Annotated in this window: 21 protein-coding genes; 16 read left to right on the top strand and 5 right to left on the bottom strand. The window is 53.6% G+C overall.

The features are described from left to right. Positions 1–119: 119 nt before the first annotated feature. From bolA to M8Q36_RS00275, 9 genes are all read left to right on the top strand, one after another. Entirely contained in the window at positions 120–437 is a 318-nt protein-coding gene (bolA, locus tag M8Q36_RS00315) for a transcriptional regulator BolA (protein WP_017458883.1), read from the top strand. Positions 438–787: 350 nt separating this feature from the next. Beyond that, positions 788–2,086, top strand: a complete 1,299-nt coding sequence (tig, locus tag M8Q36_RS00310) for a trigger factor (protein WP_249879649.1) — start codon at positions 788–790, stop codon at positions 2,084–2,086. Between the two features lie 287 nt (positions 2,087–2,373). Then, positions 2,374–2,997: an ATP-dependent Clp endopeptidase proteolytic subunit ClpP gene (clpP, locus tag M8Q36_RS00305; protein WP_017458886.1), complete on the top strand. Its 624-nt coding sequence runs from the start codon at positions 2,374–2,376 to the stop codon at positions 2,995–2,997. Between the two features lie 125 nt (positions 2,998–3,122). Beyond that, positions 3,123–4,397, top strand: a complete 1,275-nt coding sequence (gene clpX / locus M8Q36_RS00300; RefSeq protein WP_017458887.1) for an ATP-dependent protease ATP-binding subunit ClpX — start codon at positions 3,123–3,125, stop codon at positions 4,395–4,397. Between the two features lie 183 nt (positions 4,398–4,580). Beyond that, positions 4,581–6,935, top strand: coding sequence for an endopeptidase La (gene lon / locus M8Q36_RS00295; RefSeq protein ID WP_017458888.1), 2,355 nt, complete (start codon positions 4,581–4,583; stop codon positions 6,933–6,935). A gap of 210 nt (positions 6,936–7,145) precedes the next feature. Beyond that, positions 7,146–7,418 carry a nucleoid-associated protein HU-beta gene (gene hupB, locus M8Q36_RS00290; protein ID WP_017458889.1) on the top strand — a complete coding sequence of 91 codons (273 nt, stop codon included), beginning with the start codon at positions 7,146–7,148 and terminating at the stop codon, positions 7,416–7,418. Positions 7,419–7,627: 209 nt separating this feature from the next. Continuing rightward, positions 7,628–9,505 (top strand): peptidylprolyl isomerase, encoded by a 1,878-nt coding sequence (ppiD, locus tag M8Q36_RS00285; RefSeq protein WP_249879648.1) that lies wholly within the window; start codon positions 7,628–7,630, stop codon positions 9,503–9,505. Between the two features lie 151 nt (positions 9,506–9,656). After that, positions 9,657–10,037 (top strand): helix-hairpin-helix domain-containing protein, encoded by a 381-nt coding sequence (locus M8Q36_RS00280; protein WP_249879647.1) that lies wholly within the window; start codon positions 9,657–9,659, stop codon positions 10,035–10,037. A gap of 95 nt (positions 10,038–10,132) precedes the next feature. Then, entirely contained in the window at positions 10,133–10,540 is a 408-nt protein-coding gene (locus tag M8Q36_RS00275; RefSeq protein WP_020456774.1) for a YbgC/FadM family acyl-CoA thioesterase, read from the top strand. Positions 10,541–10,637: 97 nt separating this feature from the next. Here M8Q36_RS00275 and queC read toward each other — a convergent pair whose 3' ends face one another. Together queC and M8Q36_RS00265 are read right to left on the bottom strand one after the other, a co-directional pair. Then, complete coding sequence (queC, locus tag M8Q36_RS00270) at positions 10,638–11,333, bottom strand: 7-cyano-7-deazaguanine synthase QueC (RefSeq protein ID WP_045509222.1); 696 nt, start codon at positions 11,331–11,333, stop codon at positions 10,638–10,640. Positions 11,334–11,399: 66 nt separating this feature from the next. Then, positions 11,400–13,097 (bottom strand): SgrR family transcriptional regulator, encoded by a 1,698-nt coding sequence (locus M8Q36_RS00265; RefSeq protein ID WP_249879646.1) that lies wholly within the window; start codon positions 13,095–13,097, stop codon positions 11,400–11,402. 110 nt (positions 13,098–13,207) lie between these two features. On the opposite strand from M8Q36_RS00265, the gene cof reads away from it, so the two are divergent. After that, positions 13,208–14,026 (top strand): HMP-PP phosphatase, encoded by an 819-nt coding sequence (gene cof, locus M8Q36_RS00260; RefSeq protein WP_249879645.1) that lies wholly within the window; start codon positions 13,208–13,210, stop codon positions 14,024–14,026. Between the two features lie 42 nt (positions 14,027–14,068). Here the strand turns inward: cof and M8Q36_RS00255 are convergent, their stop codons facing one another. Next, positions 14,069–15,115, bottom strand: a complete 1,047-nt coding sequence (locus tag M8Q36_RS00255; protein WP_249879644.1) for a PLP-dependent cysteine synthase family protein — start codon at positions 15,113–15,115, stop codon at positions 14,069–14,071. Between the two features lie 115 nt (positions 15,116–15,230). Between M8Q36_RS00255 and M8Q36_RS00250 the strand changes: the two genes are divergently transcribed. The 5 genes from M8Q36_RS00250 to amtB all read left to right on the top strand — a co-directional run bounded on the left by M8Q36_RS00250 (position 15,231) and on the right by amtB (position 21,186). Then, positions 15,231–15,689: an Lrp/AsnC family transcriptional regulator gene (locus M8Q36_RS00250; protein WP_017458897.1), complete on the top strand. Its 459-nt coding sequence runs from the start codon at positions 15,231–15,233 to the stop codon at positions 15,687–15,689. A gap of 50 nt (positions 15,690–15,739) precedes the next feature. After that, on the top strand, positions 15,740–17,503 hold the full coding sequence (locus tag M8Q36_RS00245) for a SmdA family multidrug ABC transporter permease/ATP-binding protein (RefSeq protein ID WP_249879643.1): 1,764 nt from the start codon (positions 15,740–15,742) through the stop codon (positions 17,501–17,503). Then, positions 17,496–19,274, top strand: coding sequence for a SmdB family multidrug efflux ABC transporter permease/ATP-binding protein (locus tag M8Q36_RS00240; protein ID WP_249879642.1), 1,779 nt, complete (start codon positions 17,496–17,498; stop codon positions 19,272–19,274). The genes M8Q36_RS00245 and M8Q36_RS00240 overlap by 8 nt, the downstream gene beginning before the upstream one ends. 255 nt (positions 19,275–19,529) lie before the next feature. Further along, positions 19,530–19,868: a P-II family nitrogen regulator gene (gene glnK / locus M8Q36_RS00235; RefSeq protein ID WP_002891893.1), complete on the top strand. Its 339-nt coding sequence runs from the start codon at positions 19,530–19,532 to the stop codon at positions 19,866–19,868. Positions 19,869–19,899: 31 nt separating this feature from the next. After that, a complete protein-coding gene (amtB, locus tag M8Q36_RS00230; RefSeq protein WP_020456781.1) occupies positions 19,900–21,186 on the top strand; it encodes an ammonium transporter AmtB in 1,287 nt (428 codons plus the stop codon). Between the two features lie 76 nt (positions 21,187–21,262). Here amtB and tesB read toward each other — a convergent pair whose 3' ends face one another. Then, entirely contained in the window at positions 21,263–22,123 is an 861-nt protein-coding gene (tesB, locus tag M8Q36_RS00225) for an acyl-CoA thioesterase II (protein ID WP_020456782.1), read from the bottom strand. A 215-nt stretch (positions 22,124–22,338) separates the two neighbouring features. Between tesB and M8Q36_RS00220 the strand changes: the two genes are divergently transcribed. Further along, positions 22,339–22,908 (top strand): YbaY family lipoprotein, encoded by a 570-nt coding sequence (locus tag M8Q36_RS00220; RefSeq protein WP_020456783.1) that lies wholly within the window; start codon positions 22,339–22,341, stop codon positions 22,906–22,908. Between the two features lie 32 nt (positions 22,909–22,940). Here the strand turns inward: M8Q36_RS00220 and M8Q36_RS00215 are convergent, their stop codons facing one another. Further along, entirely contained in the window at positions 22,941–23,252 is a 312-nt protein-coding gene (locus M8Q36_RS00215; RefSeq protein ID WP_017458903.1) for an MGMT family protein, read from the bottom strand. Positions 23,253–23,257: the final 5 nt, after the last annotated feature.

Genomic DNA, 23,257 nt, shown 5'->3' with positions numbered 1-23,257 from the left:
TTGAGCGGGAAACCAGGACGAACGCTAATTTTTTATTGTTTTATTGTTATAGAGACGGTAAAAGCGGCTAACATTTAAAGAGATGGCTGGCATCTCAGCGTTGTCGGAGGTGTAATATCATGATGATGCGCGAACAAATAGAAGCAAAGCTGAAGGCGGCGTTTGAGCCCCTCATTCTCGAAGTTGTTGACGAGAGCTATCGTCACAATGTCCCCGCAGGTTCTGAAAGTCACTTCAAAGTTGTACTGGTAAGCGACCGCTTTACTGGAGAGCGTTTTCTGAACCGTCATCGCATGATTTATGGCACGTTGGCAGATGAACTGTCTACGACGATTCATGCACTGGCTCTGCATACGTACACACTTAAGGAGTGGGAAGGTTTGCAGGATACCCTGCTGACTTCGCCAGCCTGTCGCGGTGCCGGAAGCATCGCGTAGAAAACCTGGTTGCAACTGCCCAAACTTTTCCAGTATGTTGCATGCAGATTATGTAAAAACGGCCTACGGGCCGTTTTGTTTTGTCTGAATTTTGAGCGAGAAACGCCCTTTTTTGAGCGAAATTGCTTCAGAAGTGTGAAAAAGTGACGCACCATTGCGACATTCCCGTTCTCGACTCATATCTGTGATGCCGCTATAATGCTGCGTCTTATTTTTCGGAATGTCTTCGGGATGATTCTGACGACAGGGAATGTATATCTGATTTGAGAGAACATCCCGGTTCTGCAAGCGAAACGGTTTGCTTCGCAGAGTAGAGTTGACCGAGCACTGTGATTTTTTGAGGTAACAAGATGCAAGTTTCAGTTGAAACCACTCAGGGCCTTGGGCGCCGTGTAACGATTACAATCGCTGCTGACAGCATCGAGACCGCTGTGAAGAGCGAGCTGGTCAACGTAGCGAAGAAAGTGCGTATTGACGGCTTCCGTAAGGGTAAAGTACCGATGACCGTTGTTGCTCAGCGTTATGGCGCGTCTGTTCGCCAGGACGTTCTGGGCGATCTGATGAGCCGCAACTTTATCGATGCGATCATTCAGGAAAAAATCAACCCAGCTGGCGCGCCGAACTATGTTCCGGGCGAATACAAACTGGGCGAAGACTTTACCTACTCTGTAGAGTTCGAGGTGTATCCGGAAGTTGAGCTGAAAGCGCTGGATACCATCGAAGTCGAAAAACCGGTTGTTGAAGTGACCGATGCTGACGTAGACACCATGCTGGAAACTCTGCGCAAGCAGCAGGCGACCTGGAAAGACAAAGACGGCGCTGCTGACGCTGAAGATCGCGTGACCGTTGATTTCACTGGTTCCGTTGATGGCGAAGAATTCGAAGGCGGCAAAGCCACTGATTTCGTACTGGCAATGGGCCAGGGTCGTATGATCCCGGGTTTCGAAGACGGTATTAAAGGCCACAAAGCGGGCGAAGAGTTCACCATCGACGTGACCTTCCCGGAAGAGTACCACGCAGAAAACCTGAAAGGTAAAGCGGCGAAATTCGTCATTAACCTGAAAAAAGTGGAAGAGCGTGAGCTGCCGGAACTGACCGAAGAGTTCATCAAACGCTTTGGCGTGGAAGATGGCTCCGTTGCGGGTCTGCGCGCAGAAGTACGCAAAAACATGGATCGTGAGCTGAAAGGCGCGGTGCGTAACCGTGTTAAATCTCAGGCGATTGAAGGCCTGGTAAAAGCGAACGAAATCGACGTTCCGGCTGCACTGATTGACAGCGAAATCGACGTTCTGCGCCGCCAGGCTGCACAGCGTTTCGGTGGCAACGAGAAGCAAGCTCTGGAACTGCCGCGCGAGCTGTTCGAAGAGCAGGCTAAACGCCGTGTTGTGGTTGGCCTGCTGCTGGGCGAAGTTATTCGTACCCACGAGCTGAAAGCTGACGAAGAGCGCGTTAAAGGCCTGATCGAAGAGATGGCTTCTGCATATGAAGATCCGAAAGAAGTGATCGAATTCTACAGCAAAAACAAAGAGCTGATGGAAAACATGCGTAACGTTGCGCTGGAAGAACAAGCGGTTGAAGCGGTTCTGGAAAAAGCGAAAGTGACTGAAAAAGCCACTTCCTTTAACGAACTGATGAACCAACAGGCTTAATCGACTTCTGCGATAGCTAAAAGCAATAAGCCCGTCACCTGCTTGCTGGTGACGGGCTTTTTTTATCGCATCAGGACTATCAGATCTGTGCTAAAAGGGCGTTTCAGTGTTAGCGTAACAGCAAAAGATTGTTATGCTTGAAATCAGGTAATGTCATCCCCACTAAGGGAATAGCGACAGAAAAGACTCTGGCTGATAATCCGTCCGTGAGGCGTCGTAGTCAGACCCCACTCACTCAAGTACAATCAGTACAGCAGGTTTGTTAATTTTTTATCCAGGAGACGGAAATGTCATACAGCGGCGAACGAGACAACTTTGCACCCCATATGGCCCTGGTGCCAATGGTTATTGAACAGACCTCACGCGGTGAGCGTTCTTTCGATATCTACTCCCGTCTTCTCAAGGAACGCGTAATTTTTCTGACTGGTCAGGTTGAAGACCACATGGCGAACCTGATTGTGGCGCAAATGCTGTTTCTGGAAGCGGAAAACCCGGAAAAGGACATTTACCTGTACATTAACTCGCCTGGCGGGGTAATTACCGCAGGGATGTCAATTTATGACACCATGCAATTTATTAAGCCGGACGTCAGCACAATTTGTATGGGCCAGGCTGCGTCAATGGGCGCATTTCTGCTGACGGCGGGTGCAAAGGGCAAGCGTTTCTGCCTGCCAAACTCACGTGTGATGATTCACCAGCCGCTGGGCGGCTATCAGGGCCAGGCGACGGATATTGAAATCCACGCGCGTGAGATTCTGAAAGTGAAAGGGCGCATGAATGAACTTATGGCGCATCATACGGGTCAATCTTTAGAACAAATTGAACGCGATACAGAACGTGACCGCTTCCTTGCCGCGCAAGAGGCGGTTGAATACGGGCTGGTTGATTCAATTTTAACCCATCGTAACTAAGCTCAGGCTGCAGGTGCCGCTATACTAATGAGTACAAGCGGCACACGCTTGAGTAACGTTTTGCGCCTGGAATGGCATATGCGTCGTCATGTGCGGCACAAAGAACAGATAAGAGGTTTTGACTCATGACAGATAAACGCAAAGATGGTTCGGGCAAACTGTTGTACTGCTCTTTTTGCGGCAAAAGCCAGCATGAAGTGCGTAAGCTGATCGCCGGGCCATCCGTGTATATCTGCGACGAATGTGTGGATCTGTGTAACGACATTATTCGCGAAGAGATTAAAGAAGTTGCGCCGCATCGCGAGCGCAGCGCGCTGCCGACTCCGCATGAAATTCGCCACCATCTTGATGATTATGTAATCGGTCAGGAGCAGGCGAAAAAAGTGCTGGCGGTCGCGGTATATAACCACTACAAACGTCTGCGCAATGGCGACACCAGCAACGGCGTTGAACTGGGTAAAAGTAACATTCTGCTTATCGGGCCCACAGGTTCCGGTAAAACGTTGCTGGCGGAAACGCTGGCGCGTCTGTTGGATGTCCCGTTCACCATGGCCGATGCTACGACGTTAACCGAAGCAGGTTACGTGGGTGAAGACGTGGAAAACATCATTCAGAAACTGCTGCAGAAGTGCGACTACGACGTGCAGAAAGCGCAGCGCGGGATTGTCTACATCGATGAAATCGACAAGATCTCCCGTAAGTCTGATAACCCGTCGATTACCCGTGACGTTTCCGGCGAAGGTGTACAGCAGGCGCTGCTAAAACTGATCGAAGGTACCGTAGCTGCAGTTCCGCCGCAGGGTGGACGTAAGCATCCGCAGCAGGAGTTTTTGCAGGTTGATACCTCTAAAATCCTGTTTATCTGTGGTGGTGCGTTCGCAGGCCTGGATAAAGTGATTTCTCACCGTGTTGAAACCGGCTCCGGCATTGGTTTTGGCGCAACGGTGAAAGGAAAATCTGAAAAAGCCAACGAAGGCGAACTGCTGGCGCAGGTTGAACCGGAAGATTTGATCAAATTCGGTCTGATTCCTGAATTCATCGGGCGTCTGCCGGTCGTTGCAACGCTGAGTGAATTGAGCGAAGAAGCGCTGATTCAGATTCTGAAAGAGCCTAAAAACGCCCTGACGAAGCAGTATCAGGCGTTGTTCAACCTGGAAGGCGTGGATCTCGAATTCCGCGACGAAGCGCTCGACGCTATCGCTAAGAAAGCAATGGTGCGCAAAACCGGTGCTCGTGGGCTGCGTTCTATCGTGGAAGCCGCGCTGCTGGACACCATGTATGATCTGCCATCACTTGAAGATGTCGAGAAAGTGGTGATTGATGAGTCGGTCATCGCGGGTCAAACCAAACCCTTGCTGATTTATGGCAAACCGGAAGCGCAGCAGGCGTCTGGCGAATAATTAGCCAAATCTTACAATCAGTTAATCGAAAAGGGGGGATTTTATCTCCCCTTTTATTTTTCCGTAAACACAGCGTTGAATGTGTGGGAAACATCCCCATATACTGCTTTACATGTTAATGGTGCGTGTTGCACAGTCACGTCACCTGATTACCTGGCGGACTTTAAACTAAGAGAGAGCTCTATGAATCCTGAGCGTTCTGAACGCATTGAAATCCCCGTATTGCCGTTGCGCGATGTGGTGGTTTATCCGCACATGGTCATTCCGTTATTTGTGGGACGGGAAAAATCTATCCGTTGTCTGGAAGCGGCCATGGACCATGATAAAAAAATCATGCTGGTTGCACAGAAAGAAGCCTCAACGGATGAGCCGGGTGTAAACGATCTTTTCACCGTCGGGACCGTGGCGTCTATTTTGCAAATGTTGAAACTGCCCGATGGCACGGTAAAAGTGCTGGTCGAGGGGCTTCAGCGCGCGCGCATTACCACGCTTGCCGACGATGGTGAGCACTTCTCAGCGAAAGCAGAATACCTTGACTCGCCGGCTATCGATGAGCGCGAGCAGGAAGTGCTGGTGCGCACGGCGATCAGCCAGTTTGAAGGCTATATCAAGCTCAACAAAAAAATCCCGCCAGAAGTGCTGACGTCGCTCAATAGCATCGACGATCCTGCGCGTCTGGCTGACACCATCGCTGCGCACATGCCGCTGAAACTGGCGGATAAGCAGTCCGTGCTGGAGATGTCCGACGTCAACGAACGTCTGGAATATCTGATGGCAATGATGGAGTCTGAAATCGATCTGCTGCAGGTTGAGAAACGCATCCGCAATCGCGTGAAAAAGCAGATGGAGAAATCCCAGCGTGAGTACTATCTGAATGAACAGATGAAAGCCATTCAGAAAGAGCTGGGCGAAATGGATGACGCGCCGGACGAGAACGAAGCGCTGAAGCGTAAAATCGACGCCTCGAAAATGCCGAAAGAGGCAAAAGAGAAAGCCGAATCTGAACTGCAAAAGCTGAAAATGATGTCGCCGATGTCTGCGGAAGCAACCGTGGTGCGCGGTTATATCGAATGGATGGTGCAGGTACCGTGGAACGCGCGTAGCAAGGTCAAAAAAGATCTGCGTCAGGCGCAGGAAATTCTGGATACCGACCACTACGGCCTCGAACGTGTCAAAGACCGCATCCTTGAGTATCTTGCGGTTCAGAGCCGTATGAACAAGTTAAAAGGGCCGATTCTGTGCCTGGTGGGACCGCCGGGGGTTGGTAAAACCTCGTTGGGTCAGTCCATTGCGAAAGCTACCGGTCGCAAATACATCCGCATGGCGCTGGGCGGCGTGCGTGATGAAGCGGAAATCCGCGGTCACCGCCGTACTTACATCGGCTCAATGCCGGGCAAACTGATTCAGAAGATGGCGAAAGTGGGCGTGAAAAACCCGCTGTTCCTGCTTGATGAGATCGACAAAATGTCGTCTGACATGCGCGGCGATCCGGCTTCAGCACTGTTGGAAGTGCTGGATCCTGAACAGAACGTGGCGTTCAGCGATCACTATCTGGAAGTGGATTACGACCTCAGTGACGTCATGTTCGTTGCCACCTCCAACTCGATGAATATTCCGGCGCCGCTGCTGGATCGTATGGAAGTGATCCGTCTTTCTGGTTACACCGAAGACGAAAAACTGAACATTGCCAAGCGTCATCTGCTGACCAAGCAAATTGAACGTAATGCGCTGAAACCTAATGAGTTAACGGTTGATGACAGTGCTATTGTCGGCATTATCCGTTACTACACGCGTGAAGCCGGTGTGCGTGGTCTGGAGCGTGAAATTTCGAAACTGTGCCGGAAAGCGGTGAAACAGCTGCTGCTGGATCCGTCTCTGAAGCATATCGAAATCAACGGTGAAAACCTGCATGACTACCTTGGTGTGCAGCGCTTTGATTACGGTCGGGCGGACGATGAAAACCGTGTGGGTCAGGTCACTGGTCTGGCCTGGACGGAAGTGGGCGGCGACTTGCTGACCATTGAAACCGCCTGCGTACCAGGCAAAGGTAAGCTGACTTATACCGGTTCTCTGGGCGAAGTGATGCAGGAGTCTATCCAGGCGGCGCTGACGGTTGTGCGTGCCCGTGCGGAAAAACTGGGTATCAACGGCGATTTCTATGAGAAACGTGATATTCACGTTCATGTGCCGGAAGGTGCGACGCCGAAAGATGGTCCGAGCGCTGGTATTGCGATGTGCACCGCGCTGGTTTCTTGTCTGACCGGTAACCCGGTTCGTGCAGATGTGGCGATGACAGGGGAAATTACCCTGCGCGGCCAGGTTCTGCCAATTGGCGGTCTGAAAGAGAAACTGCTGGCGGCGCATCGTGGGGGCATTAAGACTGTTCTGATTCCTTACGAAAATAAACGCGATTTGGAAGAGATTCCGGATAACGTTGTTGCCGATCTGGATATCCATCCGGTTAAGCGTATCGAAGAAGTTCTCGCCCTCGCGCTGCAGAATGAACCCTTTGGTATGCAAGTCGTAACGGCAAAATAGTGACCTTGCGCAAAGTGCGTTAATAAAAACAAGGCTGGTGAGTGATTTCGGACTTGCCAGCCTTTTTTTGTATAGCTAATTTAGATTGCTGGTTGGGTGTGTCATCATCAACTGGTGTTGTAAGGGCATGACAGGCCTGATATAACTGCTGCGCGGTCGCGCTGTGAAGGATTCAGGTGCGATATAAATTATAAAGAGAGGAAGAGTAGAGTGAATAAATCTCAACTGGTAGACAAGATTGCCGCAGATGCTGACATCTCTAAAGCTGCGGCTGGACGTGTGTTAGATGCTTTTATTGCTGCCGTTACTGATTCTTTGAAATCCGGGGACGACGTAGCGCTGGTAGGTTTTGGCTCTTTTGTTGTTAAAGAGCGTGCTGCCCGTACAGGCCGCAACCCTCAGACCGGCAAAGAAATCACCATTGCTGCGGCTAAAGTTCCTGGTTTCCGCGCAGGCAAAGCACTGAAAGACGCAGTAAACTGATCGCCTTCCCTTTGAAGGGATAGCGACAAACTACAAGGGCGCATCGCGAGATGTGCCTTTTTTATTTGTGCAGACGCACTTTCTGCGAGTTAATACGCGATGCGGGCTAACAATTACCCCGTTTTCTTGTCAAAATACGCGCTTACACGCAGCGGGCAACTTGAGCTGCCTGAGATCTACAGTCACCTACAGCGGAGTGTTGTTACACCATGATGGACAATTTACGCGCGGCGGCAAATCACGTCGTGCTCAAGATCATTCTGGGTTTGATTATCGTGTCATTCATTTTGACTGGCGTAGGTAACTACCTGATTGGCGGTAACAATAATTACGCCGCAAAAGTTAATGGTCAGGAAATCGGCCGTTCACAGTTTGAAAATGCGGTGAATAGCGAGCGCAACCGCATGGCGCAACAGCTGGGCGATCAGTTCTCTGAGCTGGCTGCTAACGAAAACTATATGAAATCGGTGCGTCAGCAAGTGCTCAACCGCTTAATTGATGAAGCGCTGCTGGACCAGTACGCAAAAAACCTGGGGCTTGGTATTAGCGATGATCAGGTGAAAAAAGCGATTTTCGCTACTCAGGCATTTCAGGCTAACGGTAAATTTGATAACAATCGCTTCAGCGCCATCGTAAACCAGATGGGGATGAGCACCGATCAATATGCTCAGGCGCTGCGCAACCAGTTAACCTCTCAGCAACTGATTAACGCCGTTGCGGGTACTGATTTCATGCTCAAAGGTGAGACCGACGAGCTGGCTGCGCTGGTCGCTCAACAGCGTGTTGTGCGCCAGGCTGTGATTGATGTTAACGCGCTGGCGGCGAAACAGACCGCGAGCGATGAAGAAATTGCCAGCTACTACGATCAGAACAAGAGCAGCTTTATCTCACCGGAGCAGTTCCGCGTAAGCTATATCAAGCTGGATGCTGCATCGATGCAGGAAAACGTCACCGACGAGCAAATCCAGGCTTATTACGATCAGCATCAGGATCAGTTCACGCAGCCGCAGCGTAATCGCTACAGCATTATCCAGACCAAAACGGAAGACGAAGCGAAAGCTGTGCTGGATGAACTGAAAAAAGGCGCGGACTTTGCGGCGCTGGCAAAAGCGAAATCTGCGGACATCATCTCAGCGCGTAACGGCGGTGATATGGGCTGGCTTGAAGATGCCACCACGCCGGAAGAGCTGAAAAACGCCGGTTTGAAAGAGAAAGGCCAACTGTCTGGCGTCATTAAATCTTCAGTGGGTTACCTGGTTGCACGTCTGGATGATATCCAGCCTGCGCAGGTGAAACCGCTGAACGATGTGCGTGATGAACTGGCGGCGAAAGTGAAACAGGAAAAAGCGCTGGATGCATGGTACGCGCTGCAGCAGAAAGTGAGCGAAGCGGCGAGCAACGATAACGAATCGCTGGCGGGTGCTGAGCAGGCTGCTGGTGCCAAAGCAGTTCAGACCGGCTGGTTCGGTCGCGATAACCTGCCGGAAGAGCTGAATTTCAAACCGGTAAGCGATGCCATTTTCAATGGTGGTCTGGTAGGGCAGAACGGCACGCCGGGCAGCAACTCCGACATCATCACCGTTGATGGTGACCGCGCATTTGTGCTGCGTATCTCCGATCACAAAGCCGAAGCGATCAAGCCGCTGGACCAAGTAAAAACTCAGGTCAGCGATATCGTGAAGCACAACAAAGCGGAGCAACAAGCAAAACTCGATGCGGATAAACTGCTGGGTGAGCTGAAAGCCGGTAAAGGTGATGATGCGCTGAAAGCGGCTGGCCTGAGCTTTGGTGAGGCAAAAACGCTGGCACGTACTGGCCAGGATCCGGTAAGCCAGGCGGCATTCAATCTGCCGCTGCCAGCAAAAGATAAGCCTTCCTTCGGCACCGCCAACGATCAGCAAGGCAATGTCGTTATTATGGCGCTGGATGAAGTGAAAGCAGGCACGATGCCGGATGCGCAGAAGAAAGCGATGGTGCAGGGTATCACGCAGAACAATGCGCAAATCGCGTTTGAAGCGTTGATGAGCAACTTGCGTAAAGAAGCGAAGATCAAACTGGGTGACATCGTCGCTGAGCCACAGCAATAAAAAGGCTCGATGCGTCTCGCAAAAAAAGAGTAATACTCTGCAAACCTTAAAGGCCGCTTTCGCGGCCTTTTCCATTTTGAATGTTTGTGTTTTGTCTGCGTCCTTTGTTGTGGTTATTGTTGCCTTGCGTTGAAAACAAAGGAGAAACACAATGAAACATGGAATCAAAGCACTCTTAATTTCGCTGTCCTTCGCTTGCGCGACACTGAGCCACAGCACGCTGGCAGCGCCTTCTGCTGCGGCTAAGCCACCCGCAGTGCAAAGTAAGAGCGACGCCGCCACGCCAGCGCAAAGCAAAGCGCAGGATGCGGCGAAAAGCGCGGATGATGAAGGTGTTACCCGGGTGAGTATCAATAGCGCAACGGCGGAAGAGCTGTCGCGGGTCATGAATGGCGTAGGGATCAAGAAAGCTCAGGCGATTGTCAGCTATCGGGAAGAGTATGGTCCGTTTAAATCTGTAGACGATCTTAAGCAGGTGCCAGGCATAGGAGGGACGCTGGTTGAGCGTAATCTGTCGAACCTGAAACTGTAAGCCGCTTGCGTAGTCGCTAATCTTTGCCAGAATAAAGAGGTCATACCAGTATGACCTCTGTCTCTATAACTATAAACGGTAAAGGTTGAAGCGCTATGCAGACGCAAATCAAAGTTCGTGGTTTTCATCTTGATGTCTACCAACATGTGAATAATGCCCGCTATCTGGAGTTCCTTGAAGAGGCGCGCTGGGATGGGCTGGAAAACAACGAGAGCTTTAAATGGATGACCGCCAACAACATCGCTTTCGTGGTGGTCAATATCAATATCAACTACCGCCGTCCGGCCGTATTGGGCGATGTGCTTACAGTGACCAGCCATGTGCAGCAGATTAATGGCAAAAGCGGTGTACTGAGCCAGGCGGTGACATTGAACCCTGAGGGGCAAATGGTTGCTGACGCGCTGGTGACGTTCGTCTGTATCGATCTCAAAACGCAAAAAGCGCTGGCGCTGGAAGGCGAACTGAGAGAAAGGCTTGAGAAGATGATCCGCGAAGGCGATTAATTCACCCTTTTCGCGTCGTTTCGTCGTTCGGATAACGCAATGCCGCCATCAGGCTAAAGCCCGGTGGCGCGCACGCTCACCGGGCCGTGCATCGTGCTTACTTGAGCCCGGTTTTCTGTTTCATTGCCGCCATCACGGCGGGTTTATCCGCAAGGTAGTGCTGTAAACCATTGGCGCGCAGGTTACAGGCCGCGCAATGCCCGCAGCCATCGCCTTTGATGCCGTTATAGCAGGTCAGCGTCTCGCTGCGTACCAGATCCAGCTTGCCCCAGTAATCAGCGAGCGCCCAGGTTTCGGCTTTATCAATCCACATCAGTGGGGTTTCAAAACGAATCTCTTTTGCCAGGCCCAGGTTGACCGCATGATTCAGCGCCTTAACAAACTCATCGCGGCAGTCGGGATAACCAGAAAAATCAGTTTCGCATACGCCGGTGATCACCGCTTCCGCCTGCACCTGATAGGCATACACGGCGGCCAGCGTCAGAAACAGAATATTACGCCCCGGCACGAAGGTGTTCGGAATGCCGGTCGCGTCGGGTTCATAATCCGGCACCGGGATGCTGTCGCGCGTCAGGCTACTCACCGCCAGTTCATTCAGCAGCGTCACATCCAGCACTTTATGCGCGCGTGCGCCCAGTGTTAGGGCCAGTTCTCGTGCCACATCAATTTCAGCACGATGGCGCTGGCCGTAATCAAAGGTTACGCAATGCACTTCATCGTACTGCTGTAACGCCTGAACCAGGCAGGTTGTGGAGTCTTGTCCGCCACTAAACACAACAACGGCACGTTTCATAATTCTTCCTGACAATGACAAATAAAGCGCTATGGTAGCGCGAGCGACTGGCAGCGACCAGCTTCTTCACAGCAATGGGGCAGGGAGCCAGGCTTCGGCAAAATCAAACCAGCCGCGCGTATTTAAGTGGATCCCTTCCACGCCCGGTGGCGCACTAATGCGGTACTGATAATTAAACATTGGCGTGAGAATGGCGTTGTCCATCAAGTGATAAAAAACATCCTGTAGCGCGCGGTTGCGCTGCTGTTCGTCGGGCTGGCGCTGAACCGCATCCAGTGTGGCTTGCAGATGCGCAAATTGTTGCGTACTCAGCAGGTTTGGCCACAGCGGATCGCAGCGCAACCACTGTTCCAGCGTGCATTCTGGCGCTTCGCCTATCAGCCTGTCGCCCATCATCAAATCGGCGCTGGCGAGATGAGTACAACCTTCCCAGTTTTTGCCGTCATGGAAAATCACCGTCAACTCGCAGCCAAGTGTCTGCAAATGCCGCTTAAACTGTTCCGCCATGGTATGTAACTCCACGGGTAAGTGATAAACCAGCGTAAGTTTGCCCGGTAGCGAAACCTGTTCGGCGGGCCAGTCTGGCATTTGCCAGCCGGGTAATAGCTCCTGGCTTGGCGTGATGAGATTCTCATCCAGCGGCAGCGTTTGCAGCAGCGAAGAGTGATGAATAATCTGCACCAACCTGCGTAACTGGGCGTCATTCAACCGTGAACCCGGGCGCAGAGTAAGGTAGCAGAACCCCAGGCTGATACTGTTACTCACCGGCTGCAAGTGTTGCAAATCATCGGCCTCGCCAATGGCAATCTGTACCGGGTGCCGACAACTGGTGCCGAGATCTTGCTCAAAGAGTTGCGGGGTTATCCAGAATTCCACCGCTTTAAGCAGCGGGTGGCCCAGGTGGTAATAGTCGTGGCTTTCCAGGCGAACCAGTTCCCGGCGGAATGTCACCAGCCGAAAAGGCCCGGTGCCCAGCATCGGCTGCTGCGGGTGCGCCAGACGGCTGCCATAGCTGGCTAGCCTGTGCGCCAGCCAGTAATCTGGGTGATGCAGCTTGAAGGTCAAACACCAGGGATGCGTTATGTCGATGCGTTCGACACTGGCAAATAGCTTTTGCAAGGCGGGCAGCGTCAGCAGCTTGTGCAGTTGCGCCTGCAACTGTTCAGCCGTCACGGCGTCGCCGTTATGCCAGTGCAACGTTGAGTGCAGATGAAAATGCCAGCACAAGCCATCCGGGCTGATATCCCAGTGATGCGCCAGGTCGCCCTGCGGCTGGAAACTGCGCGTGACGAAACGCGTTAAGCCGCTAAAAATCTGCCCGGCTAAATGCTGCTCCGCACGGCCGGGGAGAAAGCCCGGTACCAGCGGATCCAGCGGGCGATAATAGGGAATACGCAGCGTCGGCGTTTCGTTTTGCCATAAGCCACCCAGAAAGGGATTGAGCAACGCGCGCAGATCGTCAGGATCGAGCTGCGCTAACGCCAGTGCGTTCTGCTGTTGCCCGGCGTTTAACGCGAACTCCAGCATTTCGCTACGCAGAGATTCAGGTGTGGCGAGAAAATGAAGCTCGCCGCGCTTGCCGCGCCCGGATTGCGACTGCCAGCTTAACCAACCCGCTTCCTGCATCTGGCGCAGTAGCGTGCGCATATGCCTCTCGCTGCAAAAACAGCGCGTTGCCAGTTCACCAATGCTGACGGATTGCGCCTCTCCGGCGGATGCCTGCCACAGGCGCTGGTATTGATTAAGCCGATTGAGTTGTCGCATAAACCCGGAACAATAATTTTCATCTATTCACTATTACTTCCGTATATCCCACGCAATACTGGAACACAACACTGAACTTCACAAAAACGCACTACAAGCGGAGAAAAATCATGGCACGTCTGGCCGCTTTTGACATGGATGGCACCCTGTTAATGCCCGACCATCGTTTGGGCGACCAAACCTTAGCAACCCTCCGGCGCTTGCATGAGCGGGAGGTGACGCTCGCTTTTGCCACCGGGCGTCACGCGCTGGAGATGCGCCGTATTCTTAGCGCTATCGCGATCGACGCTTTTTTAATTACCGGCAACGGTACGCGGATCCATTCTCGTGAAGGTGACGTGTTATATCGGCAGGATCTCAGCCCGGAAGTGGCCGATCTGGTGCTGCACAGCCGCTGGGAAACCGAGGCCACTGTCCACGTTTTCAATGATTCGGGTTGGTTGACCGACAAAGCGCTGCCAGAGACATTGCAGGCGCACCTTTACAGCGGGTTTACCTACCAGCTCACCGATCTCAAACGCCTGTCCGCGCATGACGTGACCAAAATCTGCTTTGTTGGCGATCACGACGATCTTTGCCGTTTGCGCATTCAGTTAAATGAGGTGCTGGGCGCACGCGCACACTTGTGTTTCTCCGCGATGGACTGCCTGGAAATCCTGCCGGTGGGGTGCAATAAAGGCTCGGCGCTGGCGGTGCTCAGCACGACGCTGGGTTATTCGTTGCAGGATTGCATGGCATTTGGCGATGCGATGAATGACAGAGAGATGCTCGAAAGCGTCGGAAAAGGAATGATCATGGGCAACGCCATGCCGCAACTGCGTGCGGCGCTGCCCCATTTACCGGTAATTGGACACTGCCGGGATCAGGCGGTATCACACTTTTTGACACACTGGCTGGACACACCCAATCTTCCTTATTCCCCCGAATGAAAAGATCTTTCCAGCAAGCCAGGCGCAACTGCCTGGCTTTTTTTATGCCGTAAGGCGAGTGATTTCGGCTGTCCACTGCTCAATATCACCAAAGTTCGCCGCTACCCATTGCGGGTTGTAGTAGGTGTCCAGATAGCGTTCACCGCTGTCGCACAGCAGCGTCACGATAGAGCCGCTGCGGCCTTCTTCACGCATCCGCGCGGCAAGCTGCAACACGCCCCACATATTGGTGCCGGTGGATGCGCCCACTTTGCGCCCCAGTTGCGTTTCTAGCCATTGTGCGGTGGCAATGCTTGCCGCGTCCGGTACGCGCAGCATCTCATCAACAACGTCGGCGATGAATGAGGGTTCTACACGCGGGCGGCCAATGCCTTCAATTTTACTGCCCACCGCGCTTCGCAGACTGGCGTCGCGATGCTGCCAGTAGTCGAGGAACACTGAATTTTCAGGATCGACCACCATCAACTGTGTGCCATAACCCTGGCTGCGAATATAGCGGCCAATGGTGGCGGAAGTCCCGCCGGTGCCCGCGCTCATCACAATATAGTCGGGTTGCGGATGCGGCTCATTTTTCATCTGGCGGAAAATACTGTCGGCAATGTTGTTATTGCCACGCCAGTCGGTTGCGCGCTCGGCAAAAGTAAACTGATCCATATAGTGACCGTTCAGTTCTTTCGCCAGCCGTTCGGATTCGGCGTAAATCTCGCAGGCGCTATCGACAAAGTGGCAGCGACCGCCGTAGAACTCAATCTGTTCAATCTTGCGTTTCGCCGTACAGTGCGGCATCACGGCAATAAACGGTAAACCTAAAAGCCGTGCGAACCACGCCTCTGAAACCGCCGTGGAACCGGAGGAGGCTTCAATAATCGTGGTGCCCTCTTTGATCCAGCCGTTGCATAAGCCGTAAAGAAACAGCGAGCGCGCCAGACGGTGTTTCAGGCTGCCGGTCGGGTGAGTGCTTTCATCTTTTAAATAGAGGTTGATGCCTGCAAAACCCGGCAACGCCAGGCGGATCAAATGGGTATCTGCTGAGCGCTGTGCGTCTGCATTAATTTCGTTGATAGCGTATTTAACCCAGTTGCTATTCATGGTGGTTATCCGTTTGTCATTTTGTGCCCAGTCTAGCGAAAGAGAAAGAAAAAAGGGTTGTCATTTCGCCTTTGTATTAGACTGTTAAGAGAAAAATATTCTCCTGAGGTGGGTAATGTTAGATAAAATTGACCGCAAACTGCTTTCTCTGCTGCAACAGGATTGTTCGCTCTCTTTGCAGGCGCTGGCGGATGCCGTTAATCTGACCACCACACCGTGCTGGAAACGTCTGAAGCGGCTGGAAGATGACGGCATTTTACTCGGTCGGGTGGCGGTGCTGGATGCCGAAAAACTGGGGTTAAATTTAACGGCATTTGTGCTGATCAAAACCCAGCACCACAGCAGCGACTGGTACTGCCGTTTCGTTAACGAAGTCACGCAGATGCCGGAAGTGCTCGGTTTCTGGCGCATGGCGGGAGAATACGACTATCTTCTGCGTGTGCAGGTGGCCGATATGAAACGCTATGACGACTTTTACAAGAAGCTGGTGAACAGCGTTCCGGGGCTGTCAGATGTCACTTCTAGCTTCGCCATGGAACAGATAAAATACACCACGGCTTTGCCCATTGAATAACCCTCGCGGCAGTAATTCACTGCCGAAAATCACGTTCAGGATGTAACCGCGTGCGATTATTTGCTCAGTTAGGCTGGTACTTTCGCCGGGAATGGCAACGCTATCTCGGGGCTGTCGCCTTACTTATTATCATTGCTATCTTGCAGCTTATCCCGCCCAAAGTGGTGGGGATCGTGGTGGATGGCGTTACCGAACAGCACTTCACCACACAACAAGTGTGGATGTGGGTGGGGGTTTTGGTCGCTGTTGCGATCGTCACCTACTTGCTGCGCTACGTCTGGCGCGTCTGGCTGTTCGGCGCATCCTATCAACTGGCCGTTGAGTTGCGGGAAGATTTTTACCGCCAGTTGAGCCGACAACACCCGGAATTTTATCTCCGTCACCGCACCGGTGATTTGATGGCACGCGCGACCAACGATGTCGATCGCGTCGTTTTTGCCGCAGGCGAAGGGGTGCTGACGCTGGTGGATTCGCTGGTGATGGGCTGCGTGGTGCTGGTAGTGATGTCAACGCAAATCAGCTGGCAGCTCACGCTGCTGTCACTATTACCGATGCCGATTATGGCGCTGGTTATCAAGCGTTACGGCGATCAGTTGCATCAGCGCTTTAAGCTGGCGCAGGCGGCGTTTTCCGCGTTAAACGATCGAACCCAGGAGAGCATGACCAGCATTCGCATGATCAAAGCGTTTGGTCTGGAGGATCGCCAGTCGGCGCTGTTCAGTCGTGAGGCGGCAGACACCGGTGCGAAAAACATGCGGGTGGCCCGCGTTGATGCCCGTTTTGATCCCACTATTTATATCGCCATTGGTATAGCAAATATGCTGGCGATTGGCGGCGGTAGCTGGATGGTGGTGCACGGTTCCTTAACGCTCGGCCAGTTAACCAGCTTCGCTATGTATCTGGGGCTGATGATTTGGCCGATGCTGGCGCTGGCGTGGATGTTTAATATCGTCGAGCGCGGCAGCGCGGCTTATAGCCGTATCCGCGATATGCTGGCGGAAGCACCGGTAGTGAATGACGGCACCGAACCGGTGCCGGAAGGGCGCGGTAATCTGAATATCGCCATCCGTGAATTTCGTTACCCGCAGACCGGGAGCGCGGTGCTTAACAACGTGGCAGCGACGCTGGCGCCAGGCCAGATGTTGGGCATTTGCGGCCCGACAGGCGCCGGGAAAACCACATTGCTTTCTCTGATTCAGCGCCATTTCGATGTTGAGCAGGGCGATATCCGTTTTCATGATATCCCCCTGACGCGCCTGCAACTGGACGCCTGGCGCAGCCGGCTGGCGGTGGTCAACCAGACGCCATTCCTCTTTTCCGATACCGTGGGCAACAATATTGCGCTGGGTAAACCTGGCGCGACGCAGGAGGAGATCGAGCATGTGGCGAAACTTGCCAGCGTGCACGACGATATTCTGCGTTTGCCGCAGGGGTATGACACCGAAGTGGGTGAGCGCGGCGTGATGCTTTCCGGCGGGCAAAAACAGCGGATCTCGATTGCCCGTGCGCTGCTGCTGAATGCGGAGATTTTAATCCTTGATGATGCGCTCTCCGCCGTGGATGGCCGTACTGAACACCAGATTTTGCACAACCTGCGCCAGTGGGGCGAAGGACGCACCGTTATTATCAGCGCGCATCGCCTGTCGGCGCTGACCGAAGCCAGTGAGATTATCGTCATGCAGCATGGGTACATCGCACAACGCGGCCAGCACGAGCAACTGGCGCGCCAGCCCGGCTGGTATCGCGATATGTATCGCTATCAGCAACTTGAGGCGGCGCTGAATGATGTTCCGCAGGAGGCGGTTGATGCGTAATTTCACCAAACAGTGGCCAACGCTGAAACGCTTGCTGAAATACGGCTCGCCGTGGCGCAAACCGTTGGCTAAAGCGGTGCTGATGCTGTGGGTCGCGGCGATTGCCGAAGTCTCCGGCCCGGCGCTGATCAGCTACTTTATCGATAATATGGTGGCGAAAAACTATCTGCCGCTCGGCGTGGTTGCCGGGATGGCGGCGGTGTATGTCGGCCTGCAATTACTTGCGGCCCTGCTGCATTATGCGCAAGCGCTGCTGTTTAACCAGGCGGCGGTCGGCGTGGTGCAACAGTTGCGTACCGATGTGATGGATGCCGCCCTGCGTCAGCCGCTCAGCGCGTTTGACACCCAGCCCGTCGGGCAGATTATTTCGCGCGTGACCAATGATACTGAAGTGATCCGCGATCTCTACGTCACGGTGGTGGCAACGGTGTTGCGCAGCGCGGCGCTGATTGGCGCGATGCTGGTAGCGATGTTTAGCCTCGACTGGCGCATGGCGCTGGTGGCAATGGCGATTTTCCCCGCGGTGCTGATAGTGATGCTGCTTTACCAGCGTTACAGCACGCCGATTGTGCGGCGCATGCGTGCTTATCTGGCGGATATCAATGATGGTTTCAACGAAATCATCAACGGTATGAGCGTTATTCAGCAATTCCGTCAGCAGGCGCGCTTTGGGGAACGCATGAGCGAATCCAGCCGTTCGCACTATATCGCCCGCATGCAAACCCTGCGGCTGGACGGCTTTTTGCTGCGTCCGCTGTTGAGCCTTTTCTCCGCGCTGGTGCTGTGTGGCTTGCTGATGCTGTTCGGTTTCTCGTCCGTAGGCACGGTAGAGGTTGGGGTGCTGTATGCCTTCATCAGCTATCTCGGGCGTCTTAACGAGCCGTTGATTGAACTGACAACGCAGCAGTCGATGCTGCAGCAGGCGGTGGTCGCCGGTGAGCGCGTGTTCGAGCTGATGGACAGGCCGCGCCAGACTTACGGCTATGATGACGCGCCGCTGCAAAGCGGGTCTATCGATATCGACAATCTCTCTTTTGCTTACCGCGACGATCAACTGGTGCTGCAGGATATCTCCTTGCACGTGGAGCCGCGCAGTTTTGTCGCGCTGGTCGGGCACACCGGCAGTGGGAAGAGTACGCTGGCCAGCCTGTTAATGGGCTATTACCCGCTGATGAAAGGGGAGATCCGTCTGGACGGGCGTCCTCTGTCTGCATTAGGGCATGCGCCGCTGCGCAAAGGTGTGGCGATGGTGCAGCAGGATCCGGTGGTGCTGGCGGACAGCTTCTATGCCAACGTGACGCTGGGGCGCGATATCAGCGAAGAGCAGGTGTGGAAAGCGCTGGAAACGGTGCAGTTGGCTGAGCTGGCGCGCACGATGAGCGACGGTATTTACACCCGGTTGGGTGAGCAGGGCAATAACCTCTCGGTGGGGCAAAAGCAGCTGCTGGCGCTGGCGCGCGTGCTGGTTGATACGCCGCAGATCCTGATTCTGGATGAAGCGACAGCGAATATCGATTCCGGCACCGAACAGGCGATTCAACACGCGCTGGCGGCCGTGCGTGAGCATACGACGCTGGTGGTGATCGCCCACCGTTTATCGACCATTGTTGAGGCAGAAACGATTCTGGTGCTACATCGCGGGCAGGCGGTTGAGCGCGGCACCCATCAGCAACTGCTTGAAGCGAAAGGCCGTTACTGGCAGATGTATCAGTTACAGCTTGCCGGTGAAGAGCTGGCTGCCAGCGCGCGCGAAGAGTCGCTTATCGCCTGATGCACCAAAATTAAGCACGCACCTTCACGGACTCTCTGTTGGTGCAAAAAAGTAACGCACCATGCACTGTCATGGTGCGTTTTTCTTTGCGCTTAACCTGCCGAATCACAAGCAAACTTTTTTCTCTTTCTTGCTCTGCCCGTCCGGGCGCACTAACAACCTGAAATCTTCCCTGTTTTCATTCCTGGCACAACGATTGCAATGTCTGTTGCGTGTTAGCTGCGGCCATTATCGAATTCGACTGGAGGGGGATCTATGAAGCTGGTTACCGTGGTGATTAAGCCATTCAAACTTGAAGACGTGCGTGAAGCGCTTTCTTCTATTGGTATTCAAGGGCTGACCGTAACTGAAGTGAAAGGCTTTGGCCGTCAGAAGGGTCACGCTGAGCTGTACCGCGGTGCGGAATATAGCGTCAATTTCCTGCCAAAAGTGAAAATTGATGTGGCGATCGCTGACGATCAACTCGATGAAGTGATCGATGTGATCAGCAAAGCGGCCTACACCGGAAAAATTGGCGACGGCAAAATCTTCGTTGCCGAGCTGCAACGCGTCATTCGTATTCGTACCGGCGAAGCCGACGAAGCGGCACTGTAATACAAGACACACAGTGATGGGGATCGGAACAATGAAAAACACAACATTAAAAACAGCTCTTGCTTCGCTGGCGTTGCTGCCAGGCCTGGCGATGGCGGCTCCCGCTGTGGCGGATAAAGCCGACAACGGCTTTATGATGATTTGCACCGCGCTGGTGCTGTTTATGACCATTCCGGGCATTGCGCTTTTTTACGGCGGTTTGATCCGCGGTAAAAACGTACTGTCGATGCTGACGCAGGTTGCCGTCACCTTCGCTCTGGTGTGCATCCTGTGGGTGGTGTATGGCTACTCGCTGGCATTTGGCGAGGGCAACAGCTTCTTCGGCAGCTTCAACTGGGCAATGTTGAAAAACATCGAACTGAAAGCCGTGATGGGCAGCATTTATCAGTATATCCACGTGGCGTTCCAGGGATCCTTCGCTTGTATCACCGTTGGACTGATTGTCGGCGCGCTGGCTGAGCGTATTCGCTTCTCTGCGGTGCTGATTTTTGTAGTGGTATGGCTGACGCTCTCTTACGTGCCGATTGCACACATGGTCTGGGGCGGCGGTCTGCTGGCAACCCACGGCGCGCTGGATTTCGCGGGCGGTACGGTTGTTCACATCAACGCCGCGATTGCAGGTCTGGTGGGTGCTTACCTGATTGGCAAACGCGTGGGCTTTGGCAAAGAAGCATTCAAACCGCATAACCTGCCGATGGTCTTCACCGGTACCGCTATCCTCTATGTCGGCTGGTTTGGCTTCAACGCCGGCTCTGCAAGCTCGGCGAACGAAATCGCGGCGCTGGCCTTTGTGAACACTGTCGTTGCTACTGCGGCCGCTATTCTGGCGTGGGTATTTGGCGAATGGGCAATGCGCGGCAAGCCGTCTCTGCTCGGTGCTTGTTCTGGTGCCATCGCGGGTCTGGTTGGTATCACCCCGGCCTGTGGTTATGTGGGGGTCGGCGGCGCACTGATTGTGGGTCTGATTGCCGGTCTGGCTGGATTGTGGGGCGTTACTGCGCTGAAACGTATGTTGCGTGTAGATGACCCGTGCGATGTCTTCGGTGTGCACGGTGTGTGTGGCATCGTCGGTTGTATCCTGACGGGTATCTTCGCGTCTACGTCGCTGGGCGGTGTCGGTTTCGCTGAAGGTGTGACCATGGGCCATCAGGTGCTGGTGCAGCTGGAAAGCGTTGCCATCACTATCGTGTGGTCTGGCGTGGTGGCCTTTATCGGTTACAAACTGGCGGACATGACGGTAGGCCTGCGCGTACCGGAAGAACAAGAGCGTGAAGGGCTGGATGTGAACAGCCACGGCGAAAACGCCTATAACGCCTGATTCTGTTGAGTTATCTCCTGAGCATAAAAAAGCCTCCATTCGGAGGCTTTTCTTTTTTACAGCGTTTAAAGCGCGGTTAGTTGCGATTGCGCATGACGCCTTCCTGCACGCTGGACGCGACCAGCACACCCTCTTGCGTATAGAACTCGCCGCGCACAAAACCGCGAGCGCTGGAAGCTGACGTACTTTCCACACTGTAGAGCAACCACTCGTTCATATTAAACGGGCGATGGAACCACATGGAGTGGTCAATGGTGGCAACCTGCATACCGCGCTCAAGAAAGCCCACACCATGCGGCTGAAGCGCAACCGGCAGGAAGTTAAAGTCCGAAGCATATCCAAGCAGATATTGATGCACGCGGAAATCGTCCGGCACCGTGCCGTTTGCGCGGATCCATACCTGGCGGGTGGGATCGGCAACGTGGCCTTTTAGCGGGTTATGAAACTCAACCGGGCGGATCTCCAGTGGTTTATCACTGAGAAACTTCTCCTTGGCCTGCGGAGGCAACAAGTGGGCAAGCGCGCGGGCAATATCCGTTTCGGATTGCAGTGAATCCGGCGACGGTGCTGGCGGCATCGTTTTTTGGTGCTCGTAGCCGGTTTCCGGCGCCTGGAACGACGCGGTCATATAGAAAATAGGTTTACCGTTCTGGATGGCCGCAACGCGTCGGGCGCTGAAACTGTTACCATCACGTAACACTTCCACGTCATAAACAATCGGTTTTTCACTATCGCCCGGACGTAAAAAATAACTGTGGAACGAATGCACCAGGCGCTCGGCAGGAACAGTCTCTTTGGCGGCATACAAAGCCTGGCCTACGACCTGGCCGCCAAAAACCTGGCGCAAGCCGAGATCTTCGCTCTGCCCGCGAAACAAGCCCTCTTCAATTTTTTCCAGGTTCAGTAATGCCAGCAGATTGGATAACGCCTGACTCATAGATTTCCTCAAATTAATAACGGCTGACGGAGCGAATTATCCGAATAGTATAACCTGGAAAAATTGCTGGTCCGATGGGTTCAATAATCTGAATAGATGGCAGTTTGCAGGAATATATCTCGCACGTGTGCCACACTTGTTCAGGTTACGATGGTTTGACCACACATCCTGGCGGGCGAAACGCCTGCCGGTGCATTGAAGATAAGGAGAAATCAATGAAACTCGTGCACATGTTAAGTGGTTTAGCAGTCGCGGTCGCGCTGTCTGCCTGCGCCCAAAAGGGCGGCGATATTCCGACACCTGCACCTAACCCAAATGCACCTGCGGCAACAAATAAACCGGCGATCACGCAACCGAATGTTTCGGGTACGGTTTGGATCCGTCAGAAAGTGGCGCTGCCGCCAAACGCGGTACTCACCGTGACGGTTTCTGATGCTTCGCAGGCAGATGCGCCGTCGAAGGTACTGGCGCAGAAAGCTGTCCGTACTGAAGGTAAACAGTCACCGTTTAGCTTTGTGCTGCCATTTAACCCGGCGGATATTCAGCCGAACGCCCGCATCTTGCTGAGCGCGGCGATTACCATTGACAACAAAATCGTCTTTATTACCGATACGGTTAAGCCGGTTATCAACCAGGGCGGTACAAAAGTTGACCTGACGCTGGTGCCGGTACAGCAAACCGCTGTGCCGCTGCAACAAAGTGGTGGGGCGGCAACAACAGTGCCTTCCACTTCTCCCACTCAGGTAAACCCGTCGGAAGCGACACCTGCGCCGACGCAGTACTAATCTGATTGTGCTCCTCCCGGTTGGGAGGAGCCTTAATAGATCCAGCGATAATGCTGTAAATCAATTTGCCCACTTCCCGACACCACCACGCCTTCCGCCAGTAGCGCCTGACGCTGACGCTGTAGATCCGGCCCGGTCAGCGAGATACAACCATGACGATTTACCACCCGATGCCACGGTAACGTGCTGCCTTCCGGTAAGCGTTTCAGCACGCCGCCCACCTGGCGTGCCGCGCGCGGTGAACCGGCCAGCTTCGCCACATCACCATAGGTCGTGACATAGCCTTCGGGTATGGCGGCAACGATTTGCCACACTCGCTGCGGGAAAGAGTCCTGTGTATCCATTGTGA

The sequence above is a fragment of the Kosakonia sp. R1.Fl genome, from assembly GCF_023516815.1.
GTDB lineage: Bacteria > Pseudomonadota > Gammaproteobacteria > Enterobacterales > Enterobacteriaceae > Kosakonia.
The sequence above is the reverse complement of the archived record's forward strand: the minus strand, read 5'-3'. Positions and strand labels throughout refer to the sequence as shown.